The organism is Rhodococcus sp. NPDC060090, assembly GCF_042729855.1.
Classification (GTDB): Bacteria; Actinomycetota; Actinomycetes; order Mycobacteriales; family Mycobacteriaceae; genus Rhodococcus.
Genome location: NZ_JBHWXB010000029.1, coordinates 18,478 through 30,657, shown reverse-complemented (window position 1 = coordinate 30,657; position 12,180 = coordinate 18,478). Strand labels below are relative to the sequence as shown.

The 12,180-nt window shown below is 64.6% G+C and carries 22 protein-coding genes; all 22 read right to left on the bottom strand.

Annotated features, from left to right (window positions below):
* Positions 1-64 precede the first annotated feature (64 nt).
* Positions 65-508, bottom strand: a complete 444-nt coding sequence (gene rplO, locus ACFWCF_RS25560; protein ID WP_378567707.1) for a 50S ribosomal protein L15 — start codon at positions 506-508, stop codon at positions 65-67.
* A 2-nt stretch (positions 509-510) separates the two neighbouring features.
* On the bottom strand, positions 511-690 hold the full coding sequence (gene rpmD, locus ACFWCF_RS25555) for a 50S ribosomal protein L30 (RefSeq protein WP_378491785.1): 180 nt from the start codon (positions 688-690) through the stop codon (positions 511-513).
* Positions 690-1,346 carry a 30S ribosomal protein S5 gene (gene rpsE / locus ACFWCF_RS25550; protein WP_378567704.1) on the bottom strand — a complete coding sequence of 219 codons (657 nt, stop codon included), beginning with the start codon at positions 1,344-1,346 and terminating at the stop codon, positions 690-692. Before rpsE ends, rpmD begins: the two co-directional genes overlap by 1 nt.
* Positions 1,347-1,377: 31 nt before the next feature.
* Entirely contained in the window at positions 1,378-1,785 is a 408-nt protein-coding gene (gene rplR / locus ACFWCF_RS25545; RefSeq protein WP_378491783.1) for a 50S ribosomal protein L18, read from the bottom strand.
* 2 nt (positions 1,786-1,787) lie between these two features.
* Positions 1,788-2,327 carry a 50S ribosomal protein L6 gene (gene rplF / locus ACFWCF_RS25540; RefSeq protein ID WP_378491782.1) on the bottom strand — a complete coding sequence of 180 codons (540 nt, stop codon included), beginning with the start codon at positions 2,325-2,327 and terminating at the stop codon, positions 1,788-1,790.
* Positions 2,328-2,341: 14 nt separating this feature from the next.
* Positions 2,342-2,740: a 30S ribosomal protein S8 gene (gene rpsH, locus ACFWCF_RS25535; RefSeq protein ID WP_378567701.1), complete on the bottom strand. Its 399-nt coding sequence runs from the start codon at positions 2,738-2,740 to the stop codon at positions 2,342-2,344.
* A 166-nt stretch (positions 2,741-2,906) separates the two neighbouring features.
* Positions 2,907-3,092 (bottom strand): type Z 30S ribosomal protein S14, encoded by a 186-nt coding sequence (locus tag ACFWCF_RS25530; protein ID WP_072845931.1) that lies wholly within the window; start codon positions 3,090-3,092, stop codon positions 2,907-2,909.
* A 4-nt stretch (positions 3,093-3,096) separates the two neighbouring features.
* Positions 3,097-3,663: a 50S ribosomal protein L5 gene (gene rplE, locus ACFWCF_RS25525; RefSeq protein ID WP_378491780.1), complete on the bottom strand. Its 567-nt coding sequence runs from the start codon at positions 3,661-3,663 to the stop codon at positions 3,097-3,099.
* 1 nt (position 3,664) lies between these two features.
* Positions 3,665-3,982, bottom strand: a complete 318-nt coding sequence (gene rplX, locus ACFWCF_RS25520; protein ID WP_054805956.1) for a 50S ribosomal protein L24 — start codon at positions 3,980-3,982, stop codon at positions 3,665-3,667.
* Positions 3,982-4,350 carry a 50S ribosomal protein L14 gene (gene rplN / locus ACFWCF_RS25515; RefSeq protein WP_378491779.1) on the bottom strand — a complete coding sequence of 123 codons (369 nt, stop codon included), beginning with the start codon at positions 4,348-4,350 and terminating at the stop codon, positions 3,982-3,984. The genes rplX and rplN overlap by 1 nt, the downstream gene beginning before the upstream one ends.
* Positions 4,351-4,649: 299 nt before the next feature.
* Complete coding sequence (rpsQ, locus tag ACFWCF_RS25510; protein WP_054716694.1) at positions 4,650-4,934, bottom strand: 30S ribosomal protein S17; 285 nt, start codon at positions 4,932-4,934, stop codon at positions 4,650-4,652.
* Positions 4,931-5,167 (bottom strand): 50S ribosomal protein L29, encoded by a 237-nt coding sequence (rpmC, locus tag ACFWCF_RS25505; protein WP_378491778.1) that lies wholly within the window; start codon positions 5,165-5,167, stop codon positions 4,931-4,933. The genes rpsQ and rpmC overlap by 4 nt, the downstream gene beginning before the upstream one ends.
* Complete coding sequence (rplP, locus tag ACFWCF_RS25500) at positions 5,167-5,583, bottom strand: 50S ribosomal protein L16 (protein ID WP_169685532.1); 417 nt, start codon at positions 5,581-5,583, stop codon at positions 5,167-5,169. The genes rpmC and rplP overlap by 1 nt, the downstream gene beginning before the upstream one ends.
* Positions 5,584-5,587: 4 nt before the next feature.
* The gene (gene rpsC / locus ACFWCF_RS25495) at positions 5,588-6,379 is read right to left on the bottom strand and encodes a 30S ribosomal protein S3 (protein ID WP_378491777.1); all 792 of its coding nucleotides are present in this window, start codon (positions 6,377-6,379) and stop codon (positions 5,588-5,590) included.
* On the bottom strand, positions 6,379-6,771 hold the full coding sequence (rplV, locus tag ACFWCF_RS25490) for a 50S ribosomal protein L22 (protein ID WP_378491776.1): 393 nt from the start codon (positions 6,769-6,771) through the stop codon (positions 6,379-6,381). Before rplV ends, rpsC begins: the two co-directional genes overlap by 1 nt.
* Positions 6,768-7,049: a 30S ribosomal protein S19 gene (gene rpsS / locus ACFWCF_RS25485; RefSeq protein WP_072699610.1), complete on the bottom strand. Its 282-nt coding sequence runs from the start codon at positions 7,047-7,049 to the stop codon at positions 6,768-6,770. Before rpsS ends, rplV begins: the two co-directional genes overlap by 4 nt.
* Positions 7,050-7,068: 19 nt before the next feature.
* Positions 7,069-7,905, bottom strand: coding sequence for a 50S ribosomal protein L2 (gene rplB / locus ACFWCF_RS25480; protein WP_378491775.1), 837 nt, complete (start codon positions 7,903-7,905; stop codon positions 7,069-7,071).
* Positions 7,906-7,943: 38 nt separating this feature from the next.
* Entirely contained in the window at positions 7,944-8,249 is a 306-nt protein-coding gene (gene rplW / locus ACFWCF_RS25475) for a 50S ribosomal protein L23 (RefSeq protein WP_378491774.1), read from the bottom strand.
* The gene (gene rplD / locus ACFWCF_RS25470; RefSeq protein WP_378491773.1) at positions 8,246-8,929 is read right to left on the bottom strand and encodes a 50S ribosomal protein L4; all 684 of its coding nucleotides are present in this window, start codon (positions 8,927-8,929) and stop codon (positions 8,246-8,248) included. Before rplD ends, rplW begins: the two co-directional genes overlap by 4 nt.
* Positions 8,926-9,579: a 50S ribosomal protein L3 gene (rplC, locus tag ACFWCF_RS25465; RefSeq protein ID WP_378567696.1), complete on the bottom strand. Its 654-nt coding sequence runs from the start codon at positions 9,577-9,579 to the stop codon at positions 8,926-8,928. The genes rplD and rplC overlap by 4 nt, the downstream gene beginning before the upstream one ends.
* A gap of 39 nt (positions 9,580-9,618) precedes the next feature.
* Positions 9,619-9,924 carry a 30S ribosomal protein S10 gene (gene rpsJ, locus ACFWCF_RS25460; protein ID WP_003938093.1) on the bottom strand — a complete coding sequence of 102 codons (306 nt, stop codon included), beginning with the start codon at positions 9,922-9,924 and terminating at the stop codon, positions 9,619-9,621.
* Positions 9,925-10,376: 452 nt separating this feature from the next.
* A complete protein-coding gene (locus tag ACFWCF_RS25455; protein ID WP_378567693.1) occupies positions 10,377-12,080 on the bottom strand; it encodes an amidase in 1,704 nt (567 codons plus the stop codon).
* Positions 12,081-12,180: the final 100 nt, after the last annotated feature.

The following is a 12,180-nucleotide window of genomic DNA, read 5'->3' as shown; positions in this document are numbered from 1 at the left end:
GCGGTGCAGTCATCGACTGCACCGCGGCCGTTCGTCAGCCGTGATTCATGCAGGATCGAACCGGTCAGACCAGTTCGGTTGCAGTGCCACCGGCAGCGGCGATCTTCTCCTTGGCGGAGCCGGAGAACTTGTTCGCGGAAACCTGAACGGCAACCGTGATCTCGCCCTCTCCGAGGACCTTCACGAGCTGGTTCTTGCGAACCAGGCCGTTGGCCACGAGCTCGTCGACGCCGATCTGGCCACCCTCCGGGAAGACCCGGGCGATGTCGCTGACGTTGACGACCTGGTACTCGGTGCGGAATGCGTTCTTGAAGCCCTTGAGCTTCGGCAGACGCATGTGCAGGGGCATCTGGCCACCTTCGAAGGCTGCCGGGACGTTCTTACGCGCCTTGGTGCCCTTCGTACCGCGACCTGCGGTCTTGCCCTTCGAACCATCACCGCGTCCGACGCGGGTCTTGTCCGTCTTCGCGCCCGGAGCGGGGCGCAGGTGATGCAGCTTGATGGTCATTCTCAGACCTCCTCAACGGTCACGAGGTGACGCACCACGTTGATCAAGCCACGGTTCTGCGAGTTGTCCTCACGGACCACCGACTGGCGGATCTTCCGCAGGCCGAGGGTACGCAGGCTGTCCCGCTGATTCTGCTTGCAACCGATGGTGCTCTTGATCTGGGTGATCTTCAGCTCTGCCATTACTTCACGCTCCCAGCAGCCAGTGCACGGGCGCGAAGCATACCGGAGGGAGCGACGTCCTCGAGGGGAAGACCGCGGCGAGCCGCAACTTCCTCCGGACGCTGCAGACCCTTGAGAGCTGCAACCGTCGCGTGCACCACGTTGATGGCATTGTCGGAGCCGAGCGACTTCGACAGGATGTCGGAGATGCCCGCGCACTCCAGCACGGCACGCACAGCGCCACCGGCGATCACACCGGTACCGGGCGAAGCCGGACGGAGCATGACGACGCCTGCTGCAGCCTCACCCTGGATGGGGTGGGTGATGGTGCCGGCGATCATCGGAACGCGGAAGAAGTTCTTACGAGCTTCCTCCACACCCTTGGTGATGGCCGCGGGAACTTCCTTGGCCTTGCCGTAGCCGACACCGACCACACCGTTGCCGTCTCCGACGATCACCAGTGCGGTGAAGCTGAAGCGACGGCCACCCTTGACGACCTTCGACACACGGTTGATCGAGACGACACGCTCGATGTGGTTCGACCGCTCGGCAGCGTTGCCGCCACGCGAGTCGCGATCGCGGCGGTCTCCGCGACCACCACGGTTGTCCCCACCAGTGTTGGGGCCATTCTGTCCGGCGGGGCCGTTTCCGCCGTCACGCCGCTGACGTCCCGGCATCAGACGTTCCTTCCGTTCGCAATGATGATCATCAGAACTTCAGCCCGCTCTCGCGCGCTGCGTCCGCGAGGGCCGCGATGCGGCCGCTGTAGGTGTGTCCACCACGGTCGAAGACCACGGATTCCACGCCGGCAGCTTTCGCGCGTTCTGCGATCAGCTGTCCGACCTTGGCGCCGCGCACCTTCTTGTCGCCCTCGAGTGCACGCACGTCGGCCTCGATGGTCGACGCTGCGGCAACGGTCGTGCCGGTGAGGTCGTCGATGACCTGCACATGCATGTGACGCGACGAGCGGTTGACGACGAGGCGCGGACGCTCTGCCGTTCCGGCGATCTTCTTGCGGAGGCGGAAATGACGACGCGTCTTCGACAGCCGACGCGTGGTGGACGCATCCTTGCCGCGTGGGATCCGCTTGGCCTTCTGGTTCTCGGTCTGGCTCATGATCACTTACCCGTCTTTCCGACCTTGCGACGGACCTGCTCGCCCTCGTAGCGGATGCCCTTGCCCTTGTACGGGTCGGACTTACGCAAACGGCGGACGTTGGCCGCGATCTGGCCGACCTGCTGCTTGTCGATGCCCGCAATCGAGAACTTCGTGGGGGTCTCGACGGCAAAGGTGATGCCTTCGGGGGCCTCGATGTGCACGGGGTGGCTGTAGCCGAGCGAGAACTCGAGGTCCTTGCCCTTGAGCGCCACGCGGTAGCCGACGCCGAAGATCTCCATCTTGATGGTGTAGCCCTCGGTCACACCGACGATGAGGTTCTGCACCAGGGTCCGCGACAGGCCGTGCAGCGCACGGCTGCGACGCTCGTCGTTGGGGCGGTTGATGTTCAGTGCCCCGTCATCGCTCTTGGCGATGGTGATGGGCTCAGAGATCGTCAGCGACAGGTTGCCCTTGGGGCCCTTCACTGCGACGTTCTGGCCATCGATGTTCACCTCGACACCCGAGGGAACTGCAACGGGGAGTTTTCCGATTCGCGACATTGTGGTGGCCTCCCTTACCAGACGTAGGCGAGGACTTCCCCGCCTACTCCGTGATTGGCCGCCTGGCGATCGGTGAGCAGACCGGAGGACGTGGAGATGATCGCCACGCCGAGTCCGCCCAGGACCTTGGGCAGGTTGGTGGACTTCGCGTACACACGAAGGCCGGGCTTCGACACGCGTCGCACGCCTGCAAGGCTGCGCTCACGGGAAGGCCCGTACTTGAGGTCGACGACGAGGGTCTTGCCCACCTCGGCGTCCTCGGTGCGGTAGTCGGAGATGTAGCCCTCGCGCTTGAGGATCTCGGCGATGTTCACCTTGATCTTCGAAGACGGGAGCTTGACCTCGTCGTGGAACGCCGTGTTGGCGTTACGCAGACGCGTCAAGAAGTCTGCGATGGGGTCGGTCATGGTCATGGTCTGACCTGTACACCTTTCTCGGAGCGGTTCCCATACAACACCGGAAGAACCGGCCGTGGGCCTGCAGCGAATTTGGTTTCAATGCGAGCCGGCCCGAAATGGGCCGGCCCCTGACAGCGTGATGGTAGGCGGAGGCACGAGACGCTCCGCCCACCCGCTCACGTCACCAGGAGCTCTTGTGAACTCCCGGAAGCTCGCCGGCATGTGCCATCTCACGGAGGCAGATACGGCAGAGACCGAACTTGCGGAACACCGAGTGCGGGCGACCGCAACGCTGGCAACGCGTGTAGGCGCGGACCGCAAACTTCGGCTTCTTGTTGGCCTTGTTGACCAGTGCCTTCTTAGCCATGGGCTCAGTTCTCCTTGAACGGGAAGCCGAGGTGCTTGAGCAGGGCACGGCCTTCTTCGTTGTTGGTAGCGGTGGTCACGACAGTGATGTCCATGCCGCGCGGGCGATCGATCTTGTCCACATCGATCTCGTGGAACATCGACTGCTCGTTCAGGCCGAACGTGTAGTTGCCGTTGCCATCGAACTGGTTGCCGCTCAGGCCACGGAAGTCGCGGATACGGGGAAGCGCGATGGACACGAGACGGTCCAGGAACTCCCACATGCGATCGCCGCGCAGCGTGACACGCGCACCGATGGGCATACCTTCGCGAAGCTTGAACTGTGCGATGGACTTACGGGCCTTGCGGATCTCCGGCTTCTGGCCGGTGATCAACGCGAGGTCGTTGACCGCGCCGTTGATGAGCTTCGCGTCGCGGGCGGCGTCGCCGACACCCATGTTGACGACGACCTTCACGACGCCGGGGATCTGCATGACGTTCGCGTAGTCGAACTCCGCGTTCAGCGCGTCCTTGATCTCGGCGCGGTAGCGGGTCTTCAGACGCGGCTGGATCTTGTTCTCGGTGGTGGTCATGTCAGATGTCCTTCCCGTTCTTCCGGGAAATCCGAACGCGCTTGCCGGTTTCCTCATCGGTCCGGTACCCCACGCGAGTGGCGTTGCCGTCCGAGTCGACGACCGCAACGTTGGAAACGTGAATCGAGGCTTCCTGCGTCACGATGCCGCCCGAAGAGGCGCCACGCTCGTTGGCCGAGACCGCGGTGTGCTTCTTGATCCGGTTCACGCCCTCGACGAGGACACGGTTCTCGCGCGGGAAGGCCGCAATGACCTTGCCCTTCGCGCCCTTGTCCTTACCCGAGATGACGAGAACGGTGTCGCCCTTGTGCACCTTCATCACAGCACCTCCGGAGCAAGCGAGACGATCTTCATGAACCGCTTGTCGCGCAGCTCGCGACCGACGGGTCCGAAGATGCGGGTGCCACGCGGATCGTTGTCGGGCTTGATGATGACAGCGGCATTCTCATCGAACTTGATGTACGAGCCGTCCGGCCGACGGCGCTCCTTGGCGGTGCGCACGATGACGGCCTTGACGACATCGCCACGCTTGACGTTGCCGCCGGGGATGGCGTCCTTGACGGTGGCGACGATGATGTCGCCGACACCGGCGTAGCGACGGCCCGAGCCACCGAGAACGCGGATGCAGAGAATCTCCTTGGCACCCGTGTTGTCGGCGACACGCAGTCGCGACTCCTGCTGGATCACTTACTTCTCCTTGACCTGGATTGGTATGTACGTCAGATTTCCGACCTGGACGCACGCGGTCGTCGGCTACTCACGGCGCACGTGCGAAAAGACACACGGGTCCCGCGAAGCAACCCGTCCAGGGTAGGCCATATACCGTACCCAGGGCAAATTAGCGAACTGCGACGTCGCTCCCGACCCGGGCGCCGGTGTGTCGCACGATACTTCGTGAGTCGACCCGCTCTCCGAACGCGAACTCGGCCCGGCATCCGAATATGGATGCCGGGCCGAGGAATATCGTCACGCGAGGTGTGAGAGGCCTACTTGGCCTTCTCGAGCACCTCGACCAGACGCCAGCGCTTCGACGCGGACAGCGGACGGGTCTCCATCAGCTGCACGCGATCGCCGACGCCGGCGAGGCTGTTCTCGTCGTGTGCCTTCACCTTGGTCGTACGGCGGATGATCTTGCCGTACAGCGGGTGCTTCACGCGATCCTCGAGCTCGACCACGATGGTCTTTTCCATCTTGTCCGAGACGACGTAGCCGATGCGAACCTTGCGGCTCGCGCGCTCTTCGTTCTGGGTCACTGCCTTTTCCTCACTCATGCCACGTCACCCGCATCCGGGCCGGTGGCCAGACCGAGCTCACGCTCACGCAGAACCGTGTAGATACGAGCGATCTCGTTACGCACGGTGCGCAGTCGTCGGTTGTTGTCCAGCTGACCGGTAGCCATCTGGAAGCGGAGGTTGAACAGCTCTTCCTTGGACTCGCGAAGCTTCGAGGTCAACTCTTCCTCGGTGAACTCGCGGAGTTCTGCGGCGGGGGTATCGGTAGCCATCAGAACTGCTCCTCCCTCGTCACGATCCGGCACTTGCACGGGAGCTTGTGCATCGCGCGGCGCAGGGCCTCGCGAGCGGTCTCCTCGTTCGGGTAGCTCATCTCGAACAGCACGCGACCGGGCTTGACGTTCGCGACCCACCACTCGGGCGAGCCCTTACCGGAACCCATGCGGGTTTCGGCCGGCTTCTTGGTGAGCGGGCGATCCGGGAAGATGTTGATCCAGATCTTGCCGCCACGCTTGATGTGCCGGGTCATGGCGATACGAGCGGCTTCGATCTGCCGGTTCGTGATGTACGCCGGCTCGAGAGCCTGGATGCCGTACTCGCCGAAGGCAACCTGGGTGCCGCCCTTGGCGTTACCCGAACGGCTCGGATGGTGCTGCTTGCGGTGTTTGACCCGCCGGGGGATCAACATTGCGTCAGCCCTCCTTGTTCTCTGCCGAAGCGGGTGCGTCAGCTGCCCGTCCCGCGTCGGTGCTCGTCGCGGTGGTGCCCGAGGCGCCGGAACGACGCGGGCGGCTCGGACGCTCACGACGCGGGCGGTCGGCGGGAGCGGCTGCAGCAGCAGCGAGCTCACGACGGCCACCGACGATGTCGCCCTTGTAGATCCAGACCTTCACGCCGATACGGCCGAAGGTGGTCTTCGCCTCGTAGAGGCCGTAGTCGATGTCCGCGCGCAGCGTGTGCAGCGGGACGCGACCTTCGCGGTAGAACTCCGAACGCGACATCTCTGCGCCACCGAGGCGGCCCGAGCACTGCACGCGGATGCCCTTGACGTTGGGCTGACGCATGGCCGACTGGATGGCCTTGCGCATCGCCCGGCGGAACGCCACGCGGTTCGAGAGCTGCTCTGCGACGCCCTGCGCCACCAGCTGAGCCTCGGACTCGGCGTTCTTGACCTCGAGGATGTTGAGCTGAACCTGCTTGCCGCTCAGCTTCTCGAGTTCGGCGCGGATGCGATCGGCCTCGGCGCCGCGGCGGCCGATGACGATGCCCGGACGAGCGGTGTGGATGTCCACACGCACACGATCGCGGGTGCGCTCGATCTCGACCTTCGCGATGCCTGCACGCTCGAGGCCGGAGGCCAGGAACTTACGGATCGCGACGTCTTCCTTCACGTAGTCCGCGTACTGCTTGTCTGCGTACCAACGCGACTTCCAGTCGGTGGTAATGCCCAGACGGAAGCCGTGCGGGTTGATCTTCTGGCCCACTACTGAGCTCCCTTCCGGCGGTTGCGAGACGAGTTCGAGCCGACGCTCTCCACGATCACGGTGATGTGGCTCGACCGCTTGCGGATACGGAACGCACGACCCTGTGCACGCGGCTGGAACCGCTTGAGGGTTGCACCCTCGTCCACGTACGCCGTCGCGATGACGAGCGTGTTGGGGTCGAGGTTCAGGTTGTTCTGCGCGTTCGCAGCTGCGGAGGCGATCACCTTGGCGACCGGCTCTGCAGCAGCCTGAGGCGCGAACTTCAGGATTGCGAGGGCGTCCTCGACGGACTTTCCGCGAACGATGTCGACGACGCGGCGCGCCTTCATCGGGGTCACGCGCACGTGGCGCGCAACAGCCCGAGCGCTCGGGTTTGTGGTTTCAGTACTCATCGACGCTTGCTCTTCCGGTCGTCCTTGATGTGGCCCTTGAACGTACGGGTCGGTGCAAATTCACCGAGCTTGTGGCCGACCATCGAATCCGAGATGAACACCGGAACGTGCTTGCGTCCGTCATGGACGGCAAACGTGTGACCGATGAAGTCCGGCAGAATCGTGGAACGGCGCGACCAGGTCTTGATGACCTGCTTGGTGCCCTTCTCGTTCTGGACGTCGACCTTCGCCAGGAGGTGGTCGTCGACGAACGGGCCCTTCTTGAGGCTGCGTGGCATTCTCTAACTCCCTCCTTGACTAGCGCTTGTTCTTGCCGGTACGGCGACGACGGACGATCAGCTTGTCGGACGCCTTGCTCTTGCGGGTGCGGCCCTCGGGCTTGCCCCACGGGCTGACCGGGTGGCGACCACCCGAGGTCTTGCCCTCGCCGCCACCGTGCGGGTGGTCGACCGGGTTCATGACCACACCACGGACAGACGGGCGCTTGCCCTTCCATCGCATACGGCCGGCCTTGCCCCAGTTGATGTTCGACTGCTCGGCGTTGCCGACCTCGCCGACGGTTGCGCGGCAGCGCACGTCGACGCGACGGATTTCACCGGACGGCATACGCAGCGTGGCGTAGGTGCCTTCCTTACCGAGGAGCTGGATGCTCGCGCCTGCGGAGCGGGCCATCTTGGCTCCGCCGCCGGGACGCAGCTCCACCGCGTGGATGGTGGTACCCGTCGGGATGTTGCGCAGGGGCAGGTTGTTGCCCGGCTTGATGTCGGCCGTCGGGCCGGACTCGACCGGAGCGCCCTGCACCAGGCCCTTGGGGGCGATGATGTAGCGCTTCTCGCCGTCCACGTAGTGGAGCAGCGCGATGCGTGCGGTGCGGTTGGGGTCGTACTCGATGTGAGCGACCTTGGCCGGAACGCCGTCCTTGTCGTTACGACGGAAATCGATCAAGCGGTATGCGCGCTTGTGTCCGCCGCCCTTGTGTCGGGTGGTGATACGACCGTGCGCATTACGACCACCGCGACCATGCAGCGGGCGGATCAGCGACTTCTCGGGCGTCGACCGAGTGATCTCGGCGAAGTCCGACACACTGGCGCCACGACGGCCCGGTGTAGTCGGCTTGTACTTACGGATTGCCATGAGTCTTCTCGTCCTCTATCTCTCGCGAGTTCCGGCGCCTAGGCGACCGGGCCTCCGAAGATCTCGATGGGCTTGCTGTCGGCGGTCAGGGTCACGAGCGCGCGCTTGGTGTCCTTGCGCTTGCCGTAACCAACCCGCGTCCGCTTGCGCTTGCCCTGACGGTTGGCGGTGTTGACGCTGCTCACCTTGACGCCGAAGATCTTCTCCACGGCAATCTTGATCTGCGTCTTGTTCGAGTCCGGGTGGACCAGGAAGGTGTAGGTGCCCTCCTCCATCAGCCCATAGGACTTCTCGGAGACGACGGGAGCCAGCAGGATGTCGCGCGGATCGGCGATCGTGCTCACTTGCTCTCCTCCTTGACTTCCTGAGCCGACTCGGCCGGCCCGTGGATGAACGCGTTGAGCGCCTCGACACTGAACACGATGTCGTCGCTGTAGAGGACGTCGTAGGTGTTCAGCTGATCGGGTGCGAGCGCGTGGACGTTCTGCAGGTTCTGCACGCTCTTCCACGCGGCAACGTCTGCACGTCCGACCACCAGGAGCACCTTCTTGCGCTCGGTGAGCTCACCGAGGAAGCTGCGCGCCGACTTCGTCGACGGGGTCTGACCCGCGACGAGCTCGGTGATCACGTGGATGCGCTCGTTGCGCGCCCGGTCGGAGAGGGCACCGCGGAGAGCGGCTGCCTTCATCTTCTTGGGGGTGCGCTGGCTGTAGTCACGCGGCTGCGGGCCGTGGACGACGCCGCCACCGACGAACTGCGGTGCACGCGTCGAACCCTGACGTGCACGGCCGGTGCCCTTCTGGCGGTACGGCTTACGACCGCCGCCACGGACCTCTCCGCGCGTCTTGGTCGAGTGCGTGCCCTGGCGTGCGGCAGCAAGCTGCGCGACAACCACCTGGTGCAGCAGCGCGATGTTGGCGGGGGCGTCGAAGATCTCGGCAGGGAGATCGACGGTGCCGGTGGACTTGCCACCTGCAGCCTTGACGTCCAGCGTCAGCTTGGTTGCGGTCTCGGTGCTGGTCATGCCCGTGCACCACCCTTCACTGCAGTCTTGACGATCACGAGGCCGCCTTTGCGGCCGGGGATCGCGCCCTTGATAAGCAGCAGACCGTTCTCGGCGTCCACCTTGTGGACGGAGAGGTTCTGCGTCGTGACGCGGTCGCTACCCATGCGTCCGGACATGCGCGTGCCCTTGAAGACACGACCCGGGGTGGCGCAGCCACCGATGGAACCGGGACGACGGTGCACAGCCTGCGCACCGTGCGACGCGCCCTGACCGGAGAAGCCGTGACGCTTCATGGTGCCGGCGAAGCCCTTGCCCCTGGAGGTGCCCGTGATGTCGACGAATGCGCCGTCCTCGAACACCTCTGCGGTCAGTTCCTGGCCGACCTCGTACTCCGAGGCGTCCTCGACACGAAGTTCGACGAGGTGGCGACGCGGGGTCACTCCGGCCTTGTCGAACTGGCCGCGAACCGGCTTGTTGACCTTGCGGGGTGCAATGGCGCCGAATGCGAGCTGCACGGCGTTGTAGCCGTCGCGCTCCTCGGTGCGAATCTGCGTGACCACGTTGGGTCCGGCCTTGACGACGGTCACCGGGACGACCCGATTGTTCTCGTCGAAGACCTGGGTCATGCCGAGCTTGGTGCCCAGGATTCCCTTGATCTGGTTAGTCATCTGTTCTCTCCGCTGCGTCTTCTACAAGCTCGCTGTAAGTCACTGAATGTTGACATCGACGCTCGCCGGGAGGTCGATGCGCATGAGTGCGTCGACCGTCTTCGGCGTCGGGTCGAGGATGTCGATCAGCCGCTTGTGAGTACGCATCTCGAAGTGCTCGCGCGAGTCCTTGTACTTGTGCGGCGAACGAATGACGCAGTACACGTTTTTTTCAGTGGGCAACGGCACCGGCCCGACCACGCGGGCACCCGTACGGGTGACCGTCTCGACGATCTTGCGCGCAGACGCGTCGATCGCCTCGTGGTCATAGGCCTTGAGCCTGATGCGGATCTTCTGTCCCGCCACGCTTAGTGTCCTTTTCTTGCCGCGTTTCGTAGCACCCGAACGAATCGGGAACCACCTCGTCTGCACAGTTCCGATTGGAACGGCGACAGAGAACAGCACTCATACACATCGCGATCCGGGCTCACCCGATCCGCTGCCGCTGTTCATCTGTCATTGTTCTCCGGTCCACGCGGTCGGGCGTGTCGCTCCGCCGCTCATTCCTCGGCGCCGAAACTTGTCGTTTCGACACCGCACAGAACGGGACCGGATGCGCTCATACGAGCGCACGCTGGTACTGCTTCCGTCTTGCATGTGGCCGCGACCTGGCCCTTGGGCTCGATCCGCGACTGTCACTACTTTCACCGTTCCGAGCCGCGAAACATCCATGGCCCGGTCAAGGCAACCCGACCAGTATGCAGCAATACGCCGCCGAGTACAACTTCGACGAATTCCCACCCGGTCGAGACGGACTTCTAGCGTATCGCGTTCATCGGAGGTGTCCGCAACGGCGCGGCCGCGTCCAGAGTGTTCGTCGGGTCGGGCCCGGGCCCCGGTGCGACCTGCGCCACCTCCGGCGCAGTTCCCGCGGATGGCACCAGATCCGGCACATCGCGCCATGCAGGGAGCGCTTCCTGCAGTTCGAGACCGATTTCGATGATCCGTTCGTCCTGCCAGGGCCTGGCACCGAGCTGCACACCGAACGGCATCCCCGTCGCCGACGACCGACCCACCGGAAGTGTCACCACCGGCGCACCCGAGTAGTTGGCCCACTTCACGTCGCCCATGACGCCTTCGGTCACGCTTACGCCGAGGAACTCCTCGCGCTGCGCGCCGTCCACCCGCGTGCCGGGGATCAAGACCGCATCGAGATCACTGTCGACGAAGAGCCTGTTGTAATCGACCTGGTAGCGCAGTCGGTCGCGTTCCAACATCAGGTAGTCCACGACGGGCACCGCCAACGACGCAACCGCCGTCCCCACACTGGGCACCCGTTCCGGTCGGTACAGACCGATCCGGTCCGCGAATTGTCTGTGGTACGAACCCATTTCGACTACATCGCCCGTCACGAGCGAGGTCGGGGTCGGTGGCATCACCACGGGAACGATCTGTGCACCCAGCGAACGGGCAACTTGAATGGTGTCGTCGAACAGGGTCTGCAACGGCGGGGGGAGCTCCGACGGCGGAAGACCCAGCCGCACCCCCGCGAGCGGGGTCGAACCGCCCTTCGCTGTCAGCGGATACCCACCGGCCGGAACCGGTGGCCCCAGCGCGGTGATCGGGTCGTCGGCGTCGACGGTCGCCAGTATCGACATCATCAGTGAGGCGTCGGCGAGACTCCGCCCCATCGGCCCGACGTGGTCGCGGGTCCAGGTCAGCGGGATCATGCCGTGCGAGGTGATCCGTCCGTAGGTGGGTTTGATCGACGAGATCCCACACACGCTCGCGGGCAACCGCACCGATCCCCCGGTGTCGCTGCCGACCGCCAGTGGGGCGAAACGGGCAGCGAGGACCGCGGCACTGCCACCCGACGACCCACCCGGTGACATGTCGGTGTTCCACGGGTTTCCCACTTGAGGTGTCGCGACACCGATTGCGAATTCGTCGGTGTGCGCGTGCCCCATGAGAACGGCACCGGCGTCCTCGAGCTTGCTCCACACACCGGAGTTCCCGGCTGCGATATTCCCTTCGAGCACTCTGCTCGACGCGGTGAGCGGCAGCCCCGACACCGCGAACAGATCCTTGAGCGCGATCGGCAGGCCACAGACATCGGGCGCGGGAGTTCCGTCGTTTCGCGCCTGTGCGAGCCTCTCCCCTGCCTCGTCGGCGCCGGCATAGGCGAACTCCGGATAGAGGCGGATCCAGGCGCCGATCGCACCGTCGAATTCGCGTGTCCGTGCCAGGCACGCATCGAGCAGCTCTCTCGGATGCAACTGCCCGGCGTGCAGGAGACTCGCCGCCTCGACTGCGCTCAGCAGCGCAGGGTCCGTCGCGGTGATGATGCCGGGATCCGGGAGGCGCCGCCCCGGTGCAGCATGGCTACGCGGTGCAGCATGGCTACGCGGTGCAGCATGGCTACGCGGTGCAGCATGGCTACGCGGTGCGGTGGCCGTACCCAGCAGGAGCGCACCTCCCGCAAGTGAACCCAACATCCGACGGCGAGAGAGTGCACTACCCATTCGCCCAGCCAAGCATGAATGCCCTGTGATCGCAGAACGAGGTGATCGCAGAACGAAACACACCCCCTGGTACGCACACGAGTCACCGGAGAGCATCGTC

Coding starts and splice junctions, on each gene's coding strand:
- rplO (WP_378567707.1), bottom strand. CDS start 508: ATGACCATCAAGCTGCATCACCTGCGCCCCGCTCCGGGCGCGAAGACG.
- rpmD (WP_378491785.1), bottom strand. CDS start 690: ATGGCAGAGCTGAAGATCACCCAGATCAAGAGCACCATCGGTTGCAAG.
- rpsE (WP_378567704.1), bottom strand. CDS start 1,346: ATGCCGGGACGTCAGCGGCGTGACGGCGGAAACGGCCCCGCCGGACAG.
- rplR (WP_378491783.1), bottom strand. CDS start 1,785: ATGAGCCAGACCGAGAACCAGAAGGCCAAGCGGATCCCACGCGGCAAG.
- rplF (WP_378491782.1), bottom strand. CDS start 2,327: ATGTCGCGAATCGGAAAACTCCCCGTTGCAGTTCCCTCGGGTGTCGAG.
- rpsH (WP_378567701.1), bottom strand. CDS start 2,740: ATGACCATGACCGACCCCATCGCAGACTTCTTGACGCGTCTGCGTAAC.
- ACFWCF_RS25530 (WP_072845931.1), bottom strand. CDS start 3,092: ATGGCTAAGAAGGCACTGGTCAACAAGGCCAACAAGAAGCCGAAGTTT.
- rplE (WP_378491780.1), bottom strand. CDS start 3,663: ATGACCACCACCGAGAACAAGATCCAGCCGCGTCTGAAGACCCGCTAC.
- rplX (WP_054805956.1), bottom strand. CDS start 3,982: ATGAAGGTGCACAAGGGCGACACCGTTCTCGTCATCTCGGGTAAGGAC.
- rpsQ (WP_054716694.1), bottom strand. CDS start 4,934: ATGAGTGAGGAAAAGGCAGTGACCCAGAACGAAGAGCGCGCGAGCCGC.
- rpmC (WP_378491778.1), bottom strand. CDS start 5,167: ATGGCTACCGATACCCCCGCCGCAGAACTCCGCGAGTTCACCGAGGAA.
- rplP (WP_169685532.1), bottom strand. CDS start 5,583: ATGTTGATCCCCCGGCGGGTCAAACACCGCAAGCAGCACCATCCGAGC.
- rplV (WP_378491776.1), bottom strand. CDS start 6,771: ATGAGTACTGAAACCACAAACCCGAGCGCTCGGGCTGTTGCGCGCCAC.
- rpsS (WP_072699610.1), bottom strand. CDS start 7,049: ATGCCACGCAGCCTCAAGAAGGGCCCGTTCGTCGACGACCACCTCCTG.
- rplB (WP_378491775.1), bottom strand. CDS start 7,905: ATGGCAATCCGTAAGTACAAGCCGACTACACCGGGCCGTCGTGGCGCC.
- rplD (WP_378491773.1), bottom strand. CDS start 8,929: ATGACCAGCACCGAGACCGCAACCAAGCTGACGCTGGACGTCAAGGCT.
- rplC (WP_378567696.1), bottom strand. CDS start 9,579: ATGACTAACCAGATCAAGGGAATCCTGGGCACCAAGCTCGGCATGACC.
- ACFWCF_RS25455 (WP_378567693.1), bottom strand. CDS start 12,080: ATGGGTAGTGCACTCTCTCGCCGTCGGATGTTGGGTTCACTTGCGGGA.